This window comes from Streptomyces sp. NPDC039424, from assembly GCF_055639495.1.
Genome location: NZ_JBVKAI010000004.1, coordinates 552,221 through 569,917, shown reverse-complemented (window position 1 = coordinate 569,917; position 17,697 = coordinate 552,221). Strand labels below are relative to the sequence as shown.

Here is a 17,697-nt window from a genome sequence, read left to right as displayed (position 1 = left end):
ACAGGGGGCCATTGATGTGGAGCCCGCGTGAGAAGTCAATGCAGATGCCGCAGAAACCTGACGGATCCTCAGTTTCTGCGGCATCCGGAACAGATCACTCAGTCGAACACGAACGGACCGGGCGACTGCTTGGCGGTCGCCGTACAGGTGACGTTGATCCCGAAGATGGTCATCACCAGCGAGCCGCCGTAGAACTCCAGACTGTCGCCGGAGGCCACGGTGCCGCTGAGCGGGCCGACGGTGACGGGGCTCCCGGCGGTCATGGCCGGGTTCTTCGTCCCGCTGAAGACGACGGTGCCGCCGCCCGCCTTCACCATGGTGAGCTTGGACGTGATCGAGTCCTTCGCCAGTGCGAGCGGTGTCGTGATGGCGGTGGACGTGAGGGTGATGGTGGCCGAGGTGCCGCTCTGCGTGGCGGTGAGCGTGGCCGCCCCGCCGCCGAACAACCCGCAACTCGCGTTGATCGTCGCCGTCGTCGGGGTGACGGCCGCCGCCGTGGGCGCGAAGGCGAGCCCGGTGACCGCGAGGGCCCCGACCATCACTGCCGCACCCGTACCTATGCGCTTGCCTCTCATGAGGCTCCCTTCCCTTACGGGGAATGCCATGTGACGACCGTCGGCCCGGCAGTGGGTGCGGACAGCTGCGCGGCTCGTTTCTGACGGTCCGTCGGGAGTTGACGATTTCATTGACGCGCCGGGAGCAAGCGCTTGCAAGGTTGAATTCCGGCCTATTCAGTTTTCAACACAGAGGGCTGATGGGCGGCGGAGGCCGCCCTCGGGCCTCAGTCGGTGGGGATGGTCTGGCGGATGTTGCCGTCGGGGGTGGCCAGTAGTACCGGGGTGGCCGGGCCGCCGAGGTCGCGTACTGCTGCTAGGTCTTCCGGGGAGGGGGCTTCGGACTCGGTGACCACTGCTGCGGCCTCCAGTGACTTCGCTCCGGATGCCACCGCCATGGCGACGGCGGTGCGCAGGGCGCTCAGCTGGAGGGAGTCGAGGGCCACGGTGCCGGCGACATAGGTGCGGCCCGTCTCGTCCCGTACGGCCGCGCCCTCCGGTACGCCGTTGCGGGCCCGGGCGGAACGGGCCAGGGTGACGATCTTGCGGTCCTCGGGGTCGAGCGCGTTGCTGTCGGTCATGCCCCGAGCATACGAAGAGCGCCTGCGCGCGGGGGCCTCAGGGGCGGTCGAGGCGGAGGCGGTCGGCGCGCGGCAGTCCGGCGACGACCAGGTCGTACGAGTCCTCGATGAGCTCCCGGACCAGGCGGTCCGGGAGTTCGCCGTCGGCCGTGACGGTGTTCCAGTGGCGCTTGTTCATGTGGTAGCCGGGGTTGATCAGGCCCTCGTGCTCGGTGCGCAGCCGGATCGCGTCCTCCGGGTCGCACTTGAGGTTGACGGTCAGGGGCCGCGCGTCCAGGTGCGTCAGGGCGAACATCTTGCCCTGGACCTTGAAGACCGAGATCTCCGGGTTGAACGGGAAGTCCTCCACGGCCGCGTTGAAGGACAGGCAGAAGGCGCGCAGCTCCTTGGGGGTCACTCGGCTCCCGCCTCCCCGTCGTCCGCCGGGCCCTGCGGGGCCACCGGCTCCACCAGCACCGTCACGATCTTGTTCCGGCGGCCGGCCGCCGCCTCCGCCGTCAGCCGCAGCTTGCGCCCGTCCGGCAGCTCCACCTCGGCCGAGGCCCCGGCGATGGGGACCCGGCCCAGCGCCTTGGCCAGCAGGCCGCCGACGGTCTCCACGTCCTCGTCGTCGTACTCCTCCAGGCCGTACAGCTCGCCGAGGTCGGTGATGTCGAGGCGGGCGGTGACCCGGTGGCGGCCCTCGCCGAGGTCCTCCACGGGCGGGAGTTCCCGGTCGTACTCGTCGGTGATCTCGCCGACGATCTCCTCGAGGATGTCCTCGATGGTGACGATGCCGGCGGTGCCGCCGTACTCGTCGATGGCGACGGCGACGTGGTTGCGCTGCTTCTGCATGTCGCGCAGCAGGTCGCCGGCGTTCTTGGTGTCGGGCACGAAGAACGCGGGCCGCATCGCGGTGGACACCAGGTCGCTCTCGGCGTCCCGGCTGATGTGCGTCTTGCGGACCAGGTCCTTCAGATACACGATCCCGACGATGTCGTCCTCGCTCTCGCCGGTGACGGGGATGCGTGAGAAGCCGGACCTGAGGGCGAGGGTGAGGGCCTGCCGGATGGTCTTGTAGCGCTCGATGACGACCAGGTCGGTGCGGGGCACCATGACCTCCCGTACGAGCGTGTCACCCAGCTCGAAGACGGAGTGCACCATACGGCGCTCGTCGTCCTCGATCAGTGACTCCTGCTCGGCGAGGTCGACCAGCGCCCGCAGCTCCGCCTCGGAGGCGAAGGGGCCGTGGCGGAAGCCCTTGCCGGGGGTGAGGGCGTTGCCGATGAGGATCAGCAGGGACGGGACCGGGCCCATGACCCGCGCCAGCGGCAGCAGCACGTACGCCGCCGCCGTCGCCGTGTGCAGCGGGTGCTGGCGGCCGATGGTGCGCGGGGAGACGCCGACGGCGACGTACGACACCAGGACCATGACGCCGATCGCGGCGAGCAGGGCCTGGGCGGTGCCGTCGATCTCTCGCAGGCAGGCGTAGGTGACCAGGGCCGCCGCAGCCATCTCGCAGGCGACGCGGACCAGCAGGGCCACATTGAGGTAGCGGGTGGGGTCGGCGGCGATCTGGGCGAGCTTGGCGCTGCCGCGCCGCCCGGACTTGACGGCTTCCTCGGCGCGGAAGCTGGAGATCCGCGCCAGGCCCGCCTCCGCGCAGGCGGCGAGCCAGGCGACGACGACCAGGGCGACGGCGCCGAGGACGATCTGAGGACTCATGGGCCGCGCTTACGAGACCGTGGGCGCCGGGGACGGCCCGGTCAGCCCGTGCTCGCCACGCCAGCCGTCCACGATGGCGGCCTGCAGCCCGAACATCTCGGCCTTCTCGTCGGGCTCCTCGTGGTCGTACCCGAGCAGGTGCAGCACGCCGTGGACGGTGAGCAGCTGGAGCTCCTCGTCCATGGAGTGCTGCGTGGGCGCCTCCGTCCCCTGCTTGGCGGCGACCTCCGGGCAGAGCACGATGTCGCCGAGGAGCCCCTGCGGGGGCTCCTCGTCGTCCTTGCTGGGCGGCCGGAGCTCGTCCATCGGGAAGGACATGACATCGGTCGGCCCGGGCAGGTCCATCCACTGGATGTGCAGCTGCTCCATGGCGTCGGCGTCCACGACGATCACCGAGAGCTCGGAGAGCGGGTGGATGCGCATCCGCGCGAGCGCGTAGCGGGCGATGTCGAGGATCGCCTGCTCGTCGACCTCGGTTCCGGACTCGTTGTTGACGTCGATCGACATGGTCGTGCTGGTCTACTTCCCCTTGGTGCCCGTGGCGCCGGTCCTGCTCCGGCCGCCCTTGTGGGTGCCGTTCTCGGTGCCGTGGTCGCTGTCGTACTTCTCGTACGCGTCGACGATACGGCCCACCAGCTTGTGCCGTACGACATCGTGGGACGACAGCCGGGAGAAGTGGACGTCGTCGACGCCCTCCAGGATGTCCTGGACCTGACGCAGACCGGACTTGGTGCCGTTGGGCAGGTCGACCTGGGTCACGTCACCCGTGATCACGATCTTCGAGTCGAAGCCGAGGCGGGTGAGGAACATCTTCATCTGCTCGGGGCTCGTGTTCTGGGCCTCGTCCAGGATGATGAAGGCGTCGTTGAGGGTACGGCCACGCATGTAGGCGAGCGGCGCCACCTCGATCGTGCCCGCGGCCATCAGCCTCGGGATCGAGTCCGGGTCGAGCATGTCGTGCAGCGCGTCGTACAGCGGGCGCAGGTAGGGGTCGATCTTCTCGTAGAGCGTGCCGGGCAGGAAGCCGAGGCGCTCGCCGGCCTCGACCGCCGGGCGGGTCAGGATGATGCGGTTGACCTGCTTGGACTGCAGGGCCTGCACCGCCTTGGCCATGGCCAGGTAGGTCTTGCCGGTACCGGCGGGGCCGATGCCGAAGACGATGGTGTGGTGGTCGATGGCGTCGACGTACCGCTTCTGGTTGAGGGTCTTGGGGCGGATCGTCCGGCCGCGCGAGGACAGGATGTTCTGCGTCAGTACCTGGGCCGGGGTCTCCTGCCCGTCGCTCGTCCCGTTCTCGCTCGCCTTCAGCATGGCGATCGAGCGTTCCACTGCGTCCTCCGTCATCGGCTGCCCGGTGCGGAGCACCAGCATCATCTCGTCGAACACGCGCTGGATGAGGGCGACTTCCGCCGGGTCGCCGACCGCGCTGATCTCATTGCCCCGGACGTGGATGTCGGCCGCCGGGAAGGCCTTCTCGATCACGCGCAGAAGGGAGTCGCCGGACCCCAGGACGGTGACCATGGGGTGCTGGGCGGGGACGGTGAACTGTGCTCTCGCCTGCTCCTGCGCGGAGGTGTGAGCTGTGGGTGTCTGAGTCATGGGCCGGCGCTTAAGGCCTGCGGTTCCTCCTCGTCACGGCCGCGTAGCTGAGGGCGGCCTCGCGCTATCAAGAGTACGACGGGGGGCTGACAACGCCGTAGGGCTTTTCGTACGAGCGGGTGTCCGGGGAGCGAAGCCCCTGGCCGTCACGCCGCCCCGCCGTCACGCCGACCGTCCGAACCCGATCGTCGGTACCGCCCTGCGCCGGGGCCACGCGGTGACCGGTTCCGCCGGGACCAGGCCGGCCAGGAACGCGTAGCGCCGCAGGGCCGCCGGGTCCTGGCCGTCGACCGACTGGACCTGGCGCCACCACGCCCCGATCTCCGCCCAGCCGGGCGCGGACAGGGAGCCGCCGAACTCCTGGACGGAGAGCGCGGCCGTCAGGCCCGCGAAGGCCAGCCGGTCCGCCAGCGGCCACCCGGCCAGCGAGCCGGTGACGAAACCGGCGACGAAGACGTCCCCGGCGCCGGTGGGGTCGAGAGCCTCGACGGCGATCGCGGGGACCTCGGCGCTCTCGCCGGTGCGCCGGTCCACCGCGTAGGCGCCGTCCGCGCCGAGGGTCACCACCGCCAGCGGTACGTGCTCGGTGAGGGCGTGGGCCGCCGTGCGCGGGCAGTCGGCGCCGGTGTAGCGCATGGCCTCGTCGGCGTTCGGCAGGAACGCCTCGCAGTGCTCCAGGTCGGTCAGGCCCGCGAGGTCCCAGGCGCCCGTGTCGTCCCAGCCGACGTCGGCGAAGATCCGGGTGCCCTTGCGGGCCGCCTCCGCGATCCAGGGCGCCCGCTTGCCGGGCGTCAGCGAGGCGACGGCCGCACGCGCGCGGGGCGGGCAGTCGGGGGCGGGCTCCTCGGGGGGCGGTTCGTGGCCGTGGGAGACCATCGTGCGCTCGCCCTCGTAGGCCATGGAGACGGTGACCGGGGAGTGCCAGCCGGGTACGGAGCGGGACGGGGAGAGGTCGATGCCCTCCCCCTGTTCCAGGGCGTCCCAGCAGTACTCGCCGTAGTGGTCGTCGCCGAAGGCCGCGGCGAGGGACGTCCTGAGGCCCAGACGGGCCAGCGCCGTGGCCATGTTGGCGACGCCGCCGGGGCTGGAACCCATTCCGCGCGCCCAGGACTCGGTCCCGCGCACCGGGGCGGAGTCGAGGCCGGTGAAGATGATGTCCAGGAAGACGGTGCCGGTGAGGTAGACGTCCCAGGGCGGGTCGGCCGGCGTGCGCACGGCGGCGAGCGGGTCGACGTGGGCGTGGGCGTGCGGGGCCTCTCCGAGGGTCTCCCGTTCCTCTCCGGCAAACGCGTTGGACGCGGTCACGGTGCGCTCCCTGACATGGTGCGGATCTGGCCAGTGTGCACCACCACACGCACCGGGCGGCGGCTCTCCCGCCACAGCCGCCCGCTCGAGCCCCGCCCCTAGGTTGCGGACACGGCCTGGGCGCCGGTCACCAGCGGGGCACGGCCGGTGTCACCCACCCCGGCTCGGCCACCCGCATGGCCGCCGCGTCGTCCCGTTCCCGGAGTGTGCCGTCGTCCTCGGTCCAGCGGCGGTGCAGGCGGGCGAGCTCGTCGCGGTCGAGCTCGACGCCGAGGCCGGGTGCGTCGCAGACGGTGACCCGGCCGTCGGTGAAGGTGAGGCGCTCGGTGAGGACGTCCTCCGACTGCCAGGGGTAGTGGGAGTCGCAGGCGTGGTGGAGGCCCGGCACGGTGGACGCCACATGGGTCATCGCGGCGAGGCTGATCCCGAGGTGGGTATTGGAGTGCATGGACACCCCGACGCCGAAGGCGGCGCAGATCGCCGCGAGGTGCTGGGTGTTGCGCAGGCCGCCCCAGTAGTGGTGGTCGGAGAGCACCACCTGCACGGCGTCCCGCGCGAACGCCTCCTTGATCTCGCCGAAGGTCGTCACGCACATGTTGGTGGCCAGTGGCACGTCGGTGCCCGCCGACACCTCGGCCATGGCGGGGGTGCCGAGCGCCGGGTCCTCCAGGTACTCCAGGACGTCCGCCAGTTCCTTCGCCACCTTCAGCGAGGTCTCCACCGACCAGGCGCCGTTGGGGTCGAGCCGCAGGGGGTGCCCGGGGAACGCCTCCGCGAGGGCCCGTACGGCCGCGATCTCCTCGTCGGGCGGGAAGACGCCGCCCTTGAGCTTGAAGGAGGTGAAGCCGTAGCGCTCCTTGAACTTGCGCGCCTGGTCCACGATCCCGGCCGGGTCGAGGGCGGCGCCCCAGTCGTCGCTCTCGGGGGGCAGGGCGGCGCCGCGCTCCGGGTGGCCGGCCCACTTGTAGAACAGGTAGGCGCTGTACTCGACGGTGTCCCGCACCTTGCCGCCGAGCAGTGCGTGCACGGGCAGCCCGAGAGCCCTGCCCTGGGCGTCCAGGCAGGCGACCTCGAAGGCGGAGAGGACGGACAGGCGCAGTTTGTCGGCGGTCTGGACACCGCGCAGTCCGCCGACGTCCACGGCGTCCTCGACCCGGGAGTCGTCCACGGTGATGTCGAGGGCGAAGAAGGCGTTCACGTCCGTGACCTGACGGCCCACCAGGCGGTCGGCGAGCGGGCGGGCCAGTTCCAGGTACTTGGTGTCGCCGTAGGTCTCGCCCAGCCCGGTGACGCCGTCGGCCGTCACCACCTCCACGATCAGGCGAGGGGTGTACGGCTGGTGGATGCCCTGTGTGTTCAGCAGCGGCGGGTCGGCGACCAGGATCGGCGTCAGCCGCACCTCGGTGATGGTCAGGTCGCGGGTCACAGGGCGGCTCCTCCGGGGTGGGTCACGGACGTCATCCACAAGCGGTCCACATATGGGAACCGAGACTAGATAGACGAACATCGACCGTCAACGGCACCGCCCGGCCGGGCGCGCGCTACTACCCACCCCCTCCCCCCGCAAACGGAATATGGCCCGGATCACACACCCCGAGCTTCTTCCCGAACCGCCTGCTTGATACAACTTGCTCGCGCGTTCCTGTCCGTCGACGGTCGGCGCCCAACCCCCCTTCTTGAGCCGCTCCTTTCGCATGCCCTGGGAACGCCCGTGTCCTCCCCCCGCACCACGCCCTGGCCCCTCGTCGCCCTTTTCACGGCCGGGTACCTCGCCCCGTACCTCCTGCCCACCACCGTCGGCAGACTCGACGCGGGGCTCCCCCTCTCCGCCACCCAGGCCGGTGCCATCGGCAGCGCGCTGCTGCTGAGTTCGGCGACGGCGGGGTTCCTGCTGGCGTCCCGGGTGGACCGGGTCGGAGCACGCACGCTCGCCCGCGCCGGGCTCGTGCTGGCCGTCCTCGGCTACGGCGGGGCCGCGCTCGCCGGTGCCGTACCGGCCGTCGTCGCGGGCGCGGTGCTCGGCGGGTTCGGCTCCGGTACGGTCACCGCCGTCGCCGCCACCGGCATCGCCGCCCAGCGCGACCCGCACCGGACCACCACCCTCGGCCTGCTCGGCGTCTCCGCCCTCGCGGGCGCCGTCTATCTGACGGTCCCGCACCTCGGCCCGGGCCACGGACAGCCACTGGCCGCCATCGCGCTCACCGCGCTCGCGGTCTGGCCGCTCACCGGCCGCCTCTCCACCCCTGCCGCCACCGCCCGCGACCGCGTCGAGCGAGGCCCGCTCCCCCACCCGCGCTCCGGCCTGGTCCTCGCCGCCGCGATGCCCTGCTGGTCCCTCGCCCAGAACGCCCTGTGGGGCGTCAGCGGCCGGATCGGCCTGTCCCAGGCGCATCTGACCGAGGTGACCGTCGGCGCGGTGTTCGCGATCGCGCTCGGCGCCGGACTGCTGGGCGTCGTCGGGGCGGGCGCGCTCGGACCGCGCCTCGGCCGGGCGCTGCCGATCGGAGCGGGTACGGCGCTCATCGCGGCCTGCATCGCGCTCAGCGCCTCGGCGAGGGACCTGCCGACCTTCGCGGCGGGCGAGATCGCCTGGAACCTGCTCTACCCGATCGTGCTGTCGTACCTCATCGGCCTCGCCGCCTCCCTCGACCCGCGTGGCCGCTGGGCGGTCCTGGTCGGTTCCGCCGGCTCCCTGGGCACGGCCGCGGGCCCCCTGGCCGGCAGCCTGCTCTCCGCCCACGCCGGATTCCCGGCCATGGGCACAGTGCTCGCCACCGGCCTCCTGCTGATCGCGCTGCCCCTGACGGCCGTCGCCCTGCGCCCGGCCGGGCGCCCACTGCCGGTCCCCGAGACCGTGGCGGTCGTGGAGATTCCGGTGGACGCCCCGGCCGTCCCCACCCGGCAGGACTACGACACCGCGTCCCCGAACTCGTACGCCTCCACCTCGGCGAGGTAACGCGCCCGCCGCTCCTCGTCGTCCTCCAGGAAGGAGGCGAGGAAGGAGTTGCGGGCCAGCTCGCGCAGGCGGTCGTCGGTCAGGCCCAGCGTCTCCTGGACGGCACGGAAGTTGTCGCCGGCGTAGCCGCCGAAGTAGGCCGGGTCGTCGGAGTTGACCGTGCACAGCAGGCCCGCGTCGAGCATGGCGGGCAGCGGGTGGTCGGCGAGGGCGTCGACGGCGCGGAGGCGGACGTTGGAGAGGGGGCACAGGGTGAGCGGGATCCGGTCGCGGACCAGGCGCTCCACCAGCGCCGGGTCCTCCACGCAGCGCAGACCGTGGTCGACGCGTTCGACGCCGAGCACGTCCAGGGCCTCGGTGATGTACTCCGGCGGCCCCTCCTCACCGGCGTGCGCCACCCGGCGCAGCCCGAGCGCGGCGGCGGCCTCGTACACCTCGCGGAACTTCACCGGCGGGTGGCCGACCTCGGCCGAGTCGAGGCCGACGCCGGTGATCCGGTCGAGGTACGGCTCGGCGGCCCGAAGCGTCTCCATGGCCGACTCGGCGGACTCGTCGCGCAGGAAGCACATGATCAGGCGGGTGGAGACGCCGTGCGCCGACTCGCTCTTGCCCAGCGCCCGCCACAGCCCTTCCACGACCGTCCCCATGCCGACGCCCCGGGAGAGGTGCGCCTGCGGGTCGAAGAAGATCTCCGCGTGCCGCACGCCCTGCGCGGCGGCGCGGGCGAGGTAGGCGTCGGCCAGGTCGGCGAAGTCCTGCTCGGTGCGCAGGACGGCCATCAGCTCGTAGTACAGGTTCAGGAAGGACTGCAGGTCCTCGAACCGGTACGCCTCGCGCAGTTCGTCGGTGTTCGCGTACGAAAGCGTCACACCATTGCGCTCGGCGAGCCGGAACGCCAGCTCGGGTTCGAGGGTGCCTTCGATGTGGAGGTGCAGTTCTGCTTTGGGGAGGGACATCAAAGCATCGTACGGTCCCTTTAGCGCCGTTTCGGAACCGGCACTCGCTGCAGGTCGTGCGCCACGGTCAGCTCCCCCTCGAACCCGGCCGCCCGCGCCTGCCGCTCGAACTCCTCCGGCTCGGAGTAGCGCTGGCTGAAGTGGGTGAGGACCAGGTGCCGTACACCGCCGTCCCGCGCTACCCGCGCCGCCTGACCGGCCGTCAGATGTCCGTGCTCGACGGCGAGGTCCTCGTCCTCGTCGAGGAAGGTGGACTCGATGACCAGCATGTCGCACCCCTCGGCGAGCGCGTGCACCCCCTCGCACAGCCGGGTGTCCATGACGAAGGCGAACCGCTGCCCGGGCCGCACCTCGCTGACCTGGTCGAGGCTCACGTCACCGAGGGCGCCCTCGCGCTGGATCCGCCCGACGTCCGGCCCCTTGATGCCGTGCGCGGCGAGCCGCTCGGGCAGCATGCGGCGCCCGTCGGGCTCGACCAGCCGGTAGCCGTAGGACTCGACGGGGTGGGAGAGCCTGCGGGCCTGGAGGGTGTAGGACGCGGTCACCGCGAGGTCGCCGTCGGTGGCGACCGGCGCCTCGGTGAGCTCCACCGTCTCCCGGTAGGCGGTCGCGTACCGCAGCCGGTCGAAGAAGCGCTGCCCGGAGCGCGGGTAGTGGGCGGTGACGGGGTGCGGGACCTTGTCCAGGTTGATGCGCTGGATGACCCCGGCGAGGCCCAGCGAGTGGTCGCCGTGGAAGTGCGTGACGCAGATCCGGTCCAGGTCGTGCGCGGCGACCCCGGCGCGCAGCATCTGGCGCTGCGTGCCCTCGCCGGGGTCGAAGAGGATGCCCTCGCCGTCCCAGCGCAGCAGATAGCCGTTGTGGTTGCGGTGCCGGGTCGGGACCTGGCTGGCGGTACCGAGGACGACCAACTCGCGTACGGACACGACTGCCTATCCGGGGGGCCACTGCAGGCCGCGGCCACCGAGGACGTGGGCGTGCGCGTGCCAGACGGTCTGTCCGGCGCCGCTGCCGGTGTTGAAGACGATGCGGTAGCTCTCCAGCTTCTCGTCCTCGGCGACGGCCTGGGTCTCGGCCAGGACGTCCGCCGCGAGCTGCGGTGCGGCGGCGGCGAGCGCGGCGGCGTCCCGGTAGTGCGCCTTGGGGATCACCAGGACGTGGGTGGGCGCCTGGGGGTTTATGTCGCGGAAGGCGACGGTCGTCTCCGTCTCACGGATGATGGTCGCCGGGATCTGGCCCGCGACGATCTTGCAGAACAGGCAGTCGTCCTGCGGTGCGCCGCTTTCTTGCTCCCCTGCCATGCGGGTGCCTCCTCACGCCGGTGATCAGTACGGGGGCATCGTAGCGAGCCGGGCGTCAGTCCAGGGCCGGCAAGGACGGCGGAGTCTTCGCCGGGTGCTCCTCCAGCGCGGCCAGCGCCATCCGCACCGCCTCGTCCAGTTGCGGGTCCCGTCCGGCGGCCCAGTCCTGCGGGCTCTGGACCACCTCCACGTCGGGGTCCACGCCGTAGTTCTCCACGCCCCACCCATAACCCTCCAGCCAGGTCGCGTACTTGGGCTGGGTGATCAGCGTGCCGTCGACCAGGTGGTAGCGGCTGTCGATGCCGATGACTCCGCCCCAGGTGCGGGTGCCGACCACGGGGCCGATGCCGAGCGCCTTGATGGCCGCGTTGACGATGTCGCCGTCGGAGCCGGAGAACTCGTTGGCGACCACGACGACCGGGCCCCGGGGCGCGTCCTGGGGGTAGCTGTAGGGGCGGAGGCCGCGGGGCAGGTTCCAGCCGACGATCCGCCGGGCCAGTTTCTCCACGACCAGTTGGGAAGTGTGGCCGCCGCGGTTCTCCCGGACGTCGACGACCAGCCCCTCGCGGGCCACCTCGACCCGCAGGTCGCGGTGGATCTGGGCCCAGCCGGGGGCCTGCATGTCGGGCACGTGGAGATAGCCGAGCCGGCCGCCGGAGAGCTCGTGGACGTGGGCGCGCCGGTCGGCGACCCAGGCGTGGTAGCGCAGCGGCTCCTCGTCGGCGACCGGGACCACGACCGCGTGCCGCGGCTCGCCGCCGCCGGCCGGCGAGATGGTCAGCTCGGTCGCCTTGCCCGCCGTACCGACGAGCAGCGGGCCGGGTCCGGTCACCGGGTCGACGGGGTGCCCGCCGACGGCGACGATCGCGTCCCCGGCGCGCACCGCGACGCCGGGCGCGGCGAGCGGGGCCCGGGCTTTCGGGTCGGAGGTCTCCGCGGGCAGGATGCGGTCGATGCGCCAGCTGCCGTCCTCGTGGCGGGAGATGTCGGCGCCGAGCAGGCCCTGGCGGGGTCCGCCGCCGTGTGCGCCGTACGGCGTGACGTACGCGTGGGAGGTACCGAGTTCGCCGTGCACCTCCCACAGCAGGTCGACGAGGTCGTCGTGGGTGGCGACGCGGGCCAGGACCGGGCGGTAGCGGTCGAGGACGCCGTCCCAGTCGATCCCGCCGAGGTCGGGCCGCCAGAAGTGGTCGCGCATGATCCGGCCGGTCTCGTCGTACATCTGCCGCCACTCGGCGGCCGGGTCGACGGTCTGCCGGATCCGGGTGAGGTCGACGGTGACGGCGGTGTCGCCGTCGTCGTCGGCGGAGGCGCGCCGGTCGCTGGGGACGACCCGGAGCCGGCCGTCGGTCCACAGCAGGACGCGTTTGCCGTCGCCGCTGACCTCGAAGTGGTCGGCGTCGGCGGCGAGGTGCTCGATGCGCTGCTGGGCGAGGTCGTAGCGCTCCAGCTCGGTCTTGGGGTCGGGGTCGTCGGGGGTGGCCCGGGAGGCGCCGAGGACGCCGGTGACCGGGTGGCGCAGCCACAGGACGCCGTCCTTGGCGGCCCGCAGGTTGGAGTAGCGGGCGGCCTCGACCGGGAAGGGCACGATCCGGTCGGCGAGCCCCTCCAGGTCGATCCGGGTGGTCGGGGTGCCCTCGCTGTCGGGGGTCTCGTCCTTGTCCGGCGCCTCGAAGGGCCGGCCGTGCCGCTGCGGACCGAAGGGCGAGGGGGTGGTGGCGGCGAGGGTGATCAGGTGGGGGCGGGAGCCGACGACGAAGGCCAGGTCGAAGACGTGCTCGTCGTAGACCGGGTCGAAGGAGCGGGTGGAGAGGAAGGCGAGGTGCTTGCCGTCGAGGGTGAAGGCGGGCGCGTAGTCCTGGAAGCGCAGCGGGGTCGCCTCGGTGACCGACAGGTCGGTGGTGTGGGCGATCCGCAGCTGGCACAGCGGGCGCGGGCCGGGGTGGGACCAGGCGAGCCAGGCCGAGTCGGGTGAGAAGGTCAGCCCGGACGCCTCGCCGTCCTCGCTGCGGTCGACCTCGCGGACCTCGCCGGTCTCCCGTTCGACGAGCAGCAGCCGTCCGTCGTGCGCGGCGACGGCGGCCCGGCTGCCGTCGGGGGCCATGGCCAGTTCCAGGACCCGGCCGAGCTGTCCGGCGGCGAGCCGCCTGGGGGTGGCGCCGGGCGCGAGTCCGGTCGCGGGGGCGAACTCCAGGGCGTCGTCGCCCTCGGCGTCGGTCACCCACACCACCCATTCCTCGCCCTCCGCGCGGAAGGAGCGCGGCAGCCGGGCCCGGACGCCGGGTCGCGCGGCGAGCGCGCGGGCGGGGCCGGAGCGGTGGGTGACCCAGTGGACGGCGCCGCGCACCTCGACGGCGCTGCCGCGGGCGGTGTGGTCGGGGGCGGCGGAGTCGAACCAGCGGCCGGCGTTCACCGGGTGGGGCTGGAGGTCCACGCGCGGGCCGCCCAGCGGTATGTCGAGCCGCCGCGGCTCGGCGCCGTCCAGGTCGTCCAGCAGCCACAGTTCACCGGCGGCGGTGTAGACGACGCGGGTGCCGTCGGTGGCGGCGTGCCGGGCGTAGAAGCCGTCGAGGGGGGTGTGCCGGCGCAGGTCGGAGCCGTCGGCGAGGGAGGAGTACAGCGCGCCCGTGCCCTCGTGGTCGGAAAGGAAGGCAATCCGCTCTCCCACCCAGCCCGGGTACTCGATGTTCCCGTTCAGCTCCTGGTGCAGCCGTACGAACTCGCCGTCGCCCTCGCGGTCGATCCACAGCTTGCCCGCCGTACCGCCCCGGTAGCGCTTCCACCAGGCGGCCTCGCGTCCCATCGGCGCGGACAGCAGCACCGTCGCCGGGCCGTACGCCACGTCCCCGACGGGCCCGTACGGCAGGGTGGTGGCCGGTCCGCCGTCGAGCGGGACCGCGCGGGCCCAGCTGCGGCGCAGGCTGGCCTGGCCCTGGGTGGTGACCGCCAGCACCTGTCCGCCGGGGGTCCAGCCGCGCACCTGTGTGCGCCAACTGCCCCAGTACGTCAGGCGTTTCGCCGGGCCGCCGGTGACGGGGGCGACGTGTACCTCGGGGGCGCCGTCACGGGTGGAGGTCCAGGCGACGGTCGTGCCGTCGGGTGAGATGCGCGGCTGGGTCACCGGCACGTTGTCGGCGCTGACCCGCCAGGCCCGCCCGCCGTCGAGCGGGGCGAGCCACACGTCGTCCTCGGCGGTGAAGGCGACCAAGTCGCCGTGCAGGTGCGGGAAACGGAGATAGGACGGGGTTGCCGGTGTGGTGGATGCGCCCTGGGTCACCCGATCACCCTACGCAGCGGACGGCGTCCGCGGACGCGGTTTGCGATCACTTGCCCTCGACGGGCCGGCAGGTGGGATCGCTCTGGCACCAGATGGTCCTGGTGACCGTGACGGTGGCGGTGGGCCCGGGCCGCTGGCCGCCCGAGGGCCGGTAGGTGACGGGCGGGGCGTACGTCGGTCCGGTCGTCGCGTCGCAGTCGCCCAGGCCGCTGACGTGGAAGACCTGTTTGTCCGCCACCTTGGCGGTGAGGTCGCCGCGCACGCACGCGCCCTGGACGGCCTTGGTGACCTTGCCGGTGACCGTGATCTTCCGGCCGTCGTCGGTCTGTCCCTGGCAGTCGACGTTGACGACGGTGGTCTCACGGGGCGACGCCGTCTTCCCCGGTGTGTAGGCCTTGTCGCCGTAGTTGCCCGTGCACGTGAGCCAGCGCACGTTCACATGCTGTCGTTCCAGCTTCGCCGTCGCGGTCGTGTCGGTCGTGTACGCGACCGTCGCGGAGCTCAGATCACCCGGCTCGCACGCCACGACGCCGCCCACGGCCACCACCGCGAGCCCCGCCACGGCCGCCGCCCGCGTGCGGCGGGGCCGGTGCCGAATATGCCTCAATGCCCCCATGCACGGCAGCGTGCCACCGGCGCGGACGGGACGGTAGAGCGCATATGGCCACTCAAGTGTTCGGGCCGGTCACCATATAGTGGCGCTCAAGCGTGGCGGCGGGTGCCTAGGGTGGCCGGATGCGCAGTGAACGCAGGGTCAGGCGGCTCGTCGACGCGGAGGGGACGGTCCACCGGTGGTCCGTGCGGCACCGGCACCGGGACGGCACGGACTGCCGGGAGGTGCTGGCGCTGTCCCGGGGCGGGGTCCACATCCGGATCGTCTTCCGGGCGGGTGCGGGCCGGTTCGTGCCCGACGGGTGGCTGCACTCGGGGTGCGTGGGCGACGACAGCGGTGAGTCGCTCAACCTGCACCGGCCCGGTGTGGTCCGCGCGTTCGTCGACGAGGCCCGGGAGCGTGGACTGCTCGCGGCCTCCGGGGAACTGGACGGCTGGGAGCTGTTCCCGGCGGTCGTCCTCAGGTGCGCAGCAGCAGCCACTCCTGCAGTTCCACCAGATTGCCCTCCGGGTCCTTGAGGTGGGCGACGCGCATGCGCTCGGTCATGGGGGCCGGGCCGTGCAGGAGGGTGGCGCCGCGGGCGGTGATCTCCGCGCAGTAGGCGTCGAGGTCGTCGACGCGCAGGACCAACAGGGAGCGGTGGCCGGTCGCGGTGTCGCCCAGTTCGTCCAGGACCTGGGCCATCATCGAGCGGTCCTGCAGTGCGATCCCGGCGGAGCCGATGGCCGGGCTGAACTTCTCGTACGGTCCCTCGGTCGCGCCGGACTGCGGCTTCAGGCCGAGCACGTCGGCGTAGAACCGGTAGCAGGCGGCGAAGTCGCCTACGAGCAGCCGTACCTGGGCGAGTTCCATGGTCTTCCCCCCTCAGCCGGGGCCGGCGGTCAGGCCCAGCGACCGGTGCGGCCCAGCAGGAGGGCCACGGCCGCGGTCCCGGCGGTCGATGTACGCAGTACGGTACGCCCGAGCCGGTACGCCTTCGCGCCCGCCTCCTCGAACTGCGCCAACTCCTCGGGTGAGACGCCGCCTTCGGGGCCGACGACCAGCACGATCTCGCCCTGGGCGGGGAGTTGTGCGGTGGCCAGCGGCTCGCTGGGGTACTCCCGGTCCTCGTGCAGGACGGCGGCGAAGTCGGCTTTGGCGAGAAGTGCGGCAACCTGTCTGGTGCCGGCCGCGTCCGCGACCTCCGGGAAGCGCAGTCGGCGGGACTGCTTGCCGGCCTCGCGTGCGGTGGCGCGCCACTTGCCGAGCGCCTTCAGGCCGCGCTCGCCCTTCCACTGGGTGATGCAGCGGGCGGCGGCCCAGGGCACGATCGCGTCGACACCGGTCTCGGTCATCGTCTCCACGGCGAGCTCGCCGCGGTCGCCCTTGGGGAGGGCCTGGACGACGGTGATACGGGGGCTGGGCTCGGGTTCCACCGGAAACTCGAACGGCTCGACGATCAGATGGTCCTTCCCGACCGTCCGGAGGACCACTCCGGCGGCGCCCCGGCCCTGCCCGTCCGTGAGCACCACGTGCTCGCCCTGCTGCACCCGGCGTACGGAGACCGCGTGCCGCCCCTCGGGTCCCGCCACGTCGACGACCGAGCCGGGGCCCACGCCCTCCAGGGAGTCGACCACGAACACCGGCGCCGTCATCGGGCCGCACCGCCCTGGGACAGGGCCGCCGTCGCCGCCTCGGCCTCGGCGGCCAGCGTCTCCACCAGCTGCCCGGCGGGCAGGTCCCGCGCCATCCGGTGGCCCTGTCCCGCCCACAGCGCCATGCCCTGCGGGTCACCGGCCTTGGCGGCGGCCTTGCGCAGCGGCGAGGTCAGGTGGTGGACCTCCGGGTAGGCGGCCGGGGCGTACCGGCCGTGCTCGCGCATGAAGCGGTTGACCAGGCCGCGGGCCGGGCGGCCGGAGAACGCGCGGGTCAGCTCGGTGCGGGCGAACAGCGGGTTGGTCAGCGCCTGCTTGTGCAGGGCGTTCGCGCCGGACTCGGGGGTGGCGAGGAAGGCGGTGCCGAGCTGGGCCGCGCTCGCGCCCGCCGCCCTGGCCGCGGCGATCTGGCTGCCGCGCATGATGCCGCCGGCGGCGACGATCGGGATGCCGACGGTCTCGCGGACCTGGGCGACCAGAGAGAGGAGGCCGATGCCGGTGCCGTCCGCCTCCGGGATGTCCCGGTGGGTGCCCTGGTGGCCGCCGGCCTCCACGCCCTGCACGATGACCGCGTCTGCACCGGCCCGCTCCACCGCGAGGGCCTCCTCCGCGGTGGTCGCGGTGACCAGGGTGAGGGTTCCGGCACGGCGCAGGGAGTCCAGTACGTCCCGGCTCGGCACGCCGAAGTGGAAGGAGACCACCGCCACCGGGTTGTCGAGCAGCACGGCGAGCTTGGCGTCGTAGCCGTCGTCCCGGCCGCTGTCCGGGTCCCCGAGCTCCGTCTCGTACCAGGCGGCCTCGCCGGCCAGCTGGTGGGCGTAGACCTCGACCGCGCCGGACTCGGCGTACTCCGGCTGCGGCATGAAGAGGTTCACGCCGAAGGGGCGGCCGGTCAGGCTCCGCAGCTGCTTGATCTCCTGGTACATGCCGTCGGCGGTCTTGTACCCGGCGGCGAGGAACCCGAGTCCGCCGGCCTCGGAGACGGCGGCGGCGAGCTGCGGTACGGAGACACCGCCCGCCATGGGGGCCTGCACGATCGGATGTGGGAAGAGATCGGTCAGTGCGGAGGACATGACGGCATGTTGTCACGTCCTCCGAACAAGTCCGAATCCGGCCGTCCTCTGGCATATCCCAGCGGCATCGTCAGCGGTCAGACCCCCTACGGAGGGGCGTCAGCGCCCGTTGAAGGCGTCCTTCAACCGCGAGAAAAGCCCCTG

18 protein-coding genes are annotated in these 17,697 nt (G+C 72.5%); 2 read left to right on the top strand and 16 right to left on the bottom strand.

Annotated features, from left to right (window positions below):
- Positions 1 to 98: 98 nt before the first annotated feature.
- The 8 genes from ACZ7L0_RS13830 to ACZ7L0_RS13795 all read right to left on the bottom strand — a co-directional run bounded on the left by ACZ7L0_RS13830 (position 99) and on the right by ACZ7L0_RS13795 (position 7,169).
- Positions 99 to 575, bottom strand: a complete 477-nt coding sequence (locus tag ACZ7L0_RS13830; protein WP_471242655.1) for a hypothetical protein — start codon at positions 573 to 575, stop codon at positions 99 to 101.
- A 206-nt stretch (positions 576 to 781) separates the two neighbouring features.
- Complete coding sequence (locus ACZ7L0_RS13825) at positions 782 to 1,135, bottom strand: cytidine deaminase (protein ID WP_471242654.1); 354 nt, start codon at positions 1,133 to 1,135, stop codon at positions 782 to 784.
- Between the two features lie 37 nt (positions 1,136 to 1,172).
- On the bottom strand, positions 1,173 to 1,532 hold the full coding sequence (locus ACZ7L0_RS13820) for an MmcQ/YjbR family DNA-binding protein (protein WP_471242653.1): 360 nt from the start codon (positions 1,530 to 1,532) through the stop codon (positions 1,173 to 1,175).
- Positions 1,529 to 2,839 carry a hemolysin family protein gene (locus ACZ7L0_RS13815; protein ID WP_471242652.1) on the bottom strand — a complete coding sequence of 437 codons (1,311 nt, stop codon included), beginning with the start codon at positions 2,837 to 2,839 and terminating at the stop codon, positions 1,529 to 1,531. The genes ACZ7L0_RS13820 and ACZ7L0_RS13815 overlap by 4 nt, the downstream gene beginning before the upstream one ends.
- A gap of 9 nt (positions 2,840 to 2,848) precedes the next feature.
- The gene (ybeY, locus tag ACZ7L0_RS13810) at positions 2,849 to 3,346 is read right to left on the bottom strand and encodes an rRNA maturation RNase YbeY (RefSeq protein ID WP_471242651.1); all 498 of its coding nucleotides are present in this window, start codon (positions 3,344 to 3,346) and stop codon (positions 2,849 to 2,851) included.
- A 12-nt stretch (positions 3,347 to 3,358) separates the two neighbouring features.
- On the bottom strand, positions 3,359 to 4,438 hold the full coding sequence (locus ACZ7L0_RS13805) for a PhoH family protein (RefSeq protein WP_471242650.1): 1,080 nt from the start codon (positions 4,436 to 4,438) through the stop codon (positions 3,359 to 3,361).
- A 162-nt stretch (positions 4,439 to 4,600) separates the two neighbouring features.
- Positions 4,601 to 5,743, bottom strand: a complete 1,143-nt coding sequence (locus ACZ7L0_RS13800) for a carbohydrate kinase family protein (RefSeq protein ID WP_471242649.1) — start codon at positions 5,741 to 5,743, stop codon at positions 4,601 to 4,603.
- A gap of 127 nt (positions 5,744 to 5,870) precedes the next feature.
- Complete coding sequence (locus tag ACZ7L0_RS13795; protein WP_471242648.1) at positions 5,871 to 7,169, bottom strand: glucarate dehydratase family protein; 1,299 nt, start codon at positions 7,167 to 7,169, stop codon at positions 5,871 to 5,873.
- Positions 7,170 to 7,454: 285 nt separating this feature from the next.
- On the opposite strand from ACZ7L0_RS13795, the gene ACZ7L0_RS13790 reads away from it, so the two are divergent.
- Positions 7,455 to 8,699, top strand: coding sequence for an MFS transporter (locus tag ACZ7L0_RS13790; protein WP_471242647.1), 1,245 nt, complete (start codon positions 7,455 to 7,457; stop codon positions 8,697 to 8,699).
- On the opposite strand, the gene ACZ7L0_RS13785 is transcribed toward ACZ7L0_RS13790, so the two are convergent.
- Genes ACZ7L0_RS13785 through ACZ7L0_RS13765 form a run of 5 tightly spaced genes read right to left on the bottom strand, consistent with a single transcriptional unit; the run spans position 8,651 to position 14,849 of the window.
- Positions 8,651 to 9,655 carry an adenosine deaminase gene (locus ACZ7L0_RS13785; RefSeq protein ID WP_471242646.1) on the bottom strand — a complete coding sequence of 335 codons (1,005 nt, stop codon included), beginning with the start codon at positions 9,653 to 9,655 and terminating at the stop codon, positions 8,651 to 8,653. The two genes, ACZ7L0_RS13790 and ACZ7L0_RS13785, sit on opposite strands and share 49 nt — an antisense overlap.
- Positions 9,656 to 9,675: 20 nt before the next feature.
- Positions 9,676 to 10,581, bottom strand: coding sequence for a ribonuclease Z (locus ACZ7L0_RS13780; RefSeq protein ID WP_471242645.1), 906 nt, complete (start codon positions 10,579 to 10,581; stop codon positions 9,676 to 9,678).
- Positions 10,582 to 10,587: 6 nt separating this feature from the next.
- Complete coding sequence (locus ACZ7L0_RS13775; protein ID WP_471242644.1) at positions 10,588 to 10,956, bottom strand: histidine triad nucleotide-binding protein; 369 nt, start codon at positions 10,954 to 10,956, stop codon at positions 10,588 to 10,590.
- Positions 10,957 to 11,011: 55 nt separating this feature from the next.
- Positions 11,012 to 14,233: a S41 family peptidase gene (locus tag ACZ7L0_RS13770; protein WP_471242643.1), complete on the bottom strand. Its 3,222-nt coding sequence runs from the start codon at positions 14,231 to 14,233 to the stop codon at positions 11,012 to 11,014.
- A 46-nt stretch (positions 14,234 to 14,279) separates the two neighbouring features.
- A complete protein-coding gene (locus ACZ7L0_RS13765; protein WP_471242642.1) occupies positions 14,280 to 14,849 on the bottom strand; it encodes a hypothetical protein in 570 nt (189 codons plus the stop codon).
- Positions 14,850 to 14,968: 119 nt separating this feature from the next.
- On the opposite strand from ACZ7L0_RS13765, the gene ACZ7L0_RS13760 reads away from it, so the two are divergent.
- A complete protein-coding gene (locus ACZ7L0_RS13760) occupies positions 14,969 to 15,364 on the top strand; it encodes a hypothetical protein (RefSeq protein ID WP_471242641.1) in 396 nt (131 codons plus the stop codon).
- On the opposite strand, the gene ACZ7L0_RS13755 is transcribed toward ACZ7L0_RS13760, so the two are convergent.
- From ACZ7L0_RS13755 to ACZ7L0_RS13745, 3 genes are read right to left on the bottom strand one after another with little or no spacing between them, the layout of a single operon-like run.
- Positions 15,306 to 15,698 carry a VOC family protein gene (locus ACZ7L0_RS13755; RefSeq protein ID WP_471242640.1) on the bottom strand — a complete coding sequence of 131 codons (393 nt, stop codon included), beginning with the start codon at positions 15,696 to 15,698 and terminating at the stop codon, positions 15,306 to 15,308. The genes ACZ7L0_RS13760 and ACZ7L0_RS13755 overlap by 59 nt on opposite strands.
- Before the next feature lie 29 nt (positions 15,699 to 15,727).
- Positions 15,728 to 16,480, bottom strand: a complete 753-nt coding sequence (locus tag ACZ7L0_RS13750; RefSeq protein ID WP_471242639.1) for a 16S rRNA (uracil(1498)-N(3))-methyltransferase — start codon at positions 16,478 to 16,480, stop codon at positions 15,728 to 15,730.
- Complete coding sequence (locus ACZ7L0_RS13745) at positions 16,477 to 17,553, bottom strand: nitronate monooxygenase (RefSeq protein ID WP_471242638.1); 1,077 nt, start codon at positions 17,551 to 17,553, stop codon at positions 16,477 to 16,479. Before ACZ7L0_RS13745 ends, ACZ7L0_RS13750 begins: the two co-directional genes overlap by 4 nt.
- Positions 17,554 to 17,697: the final 144 nt, after the last annotated feature.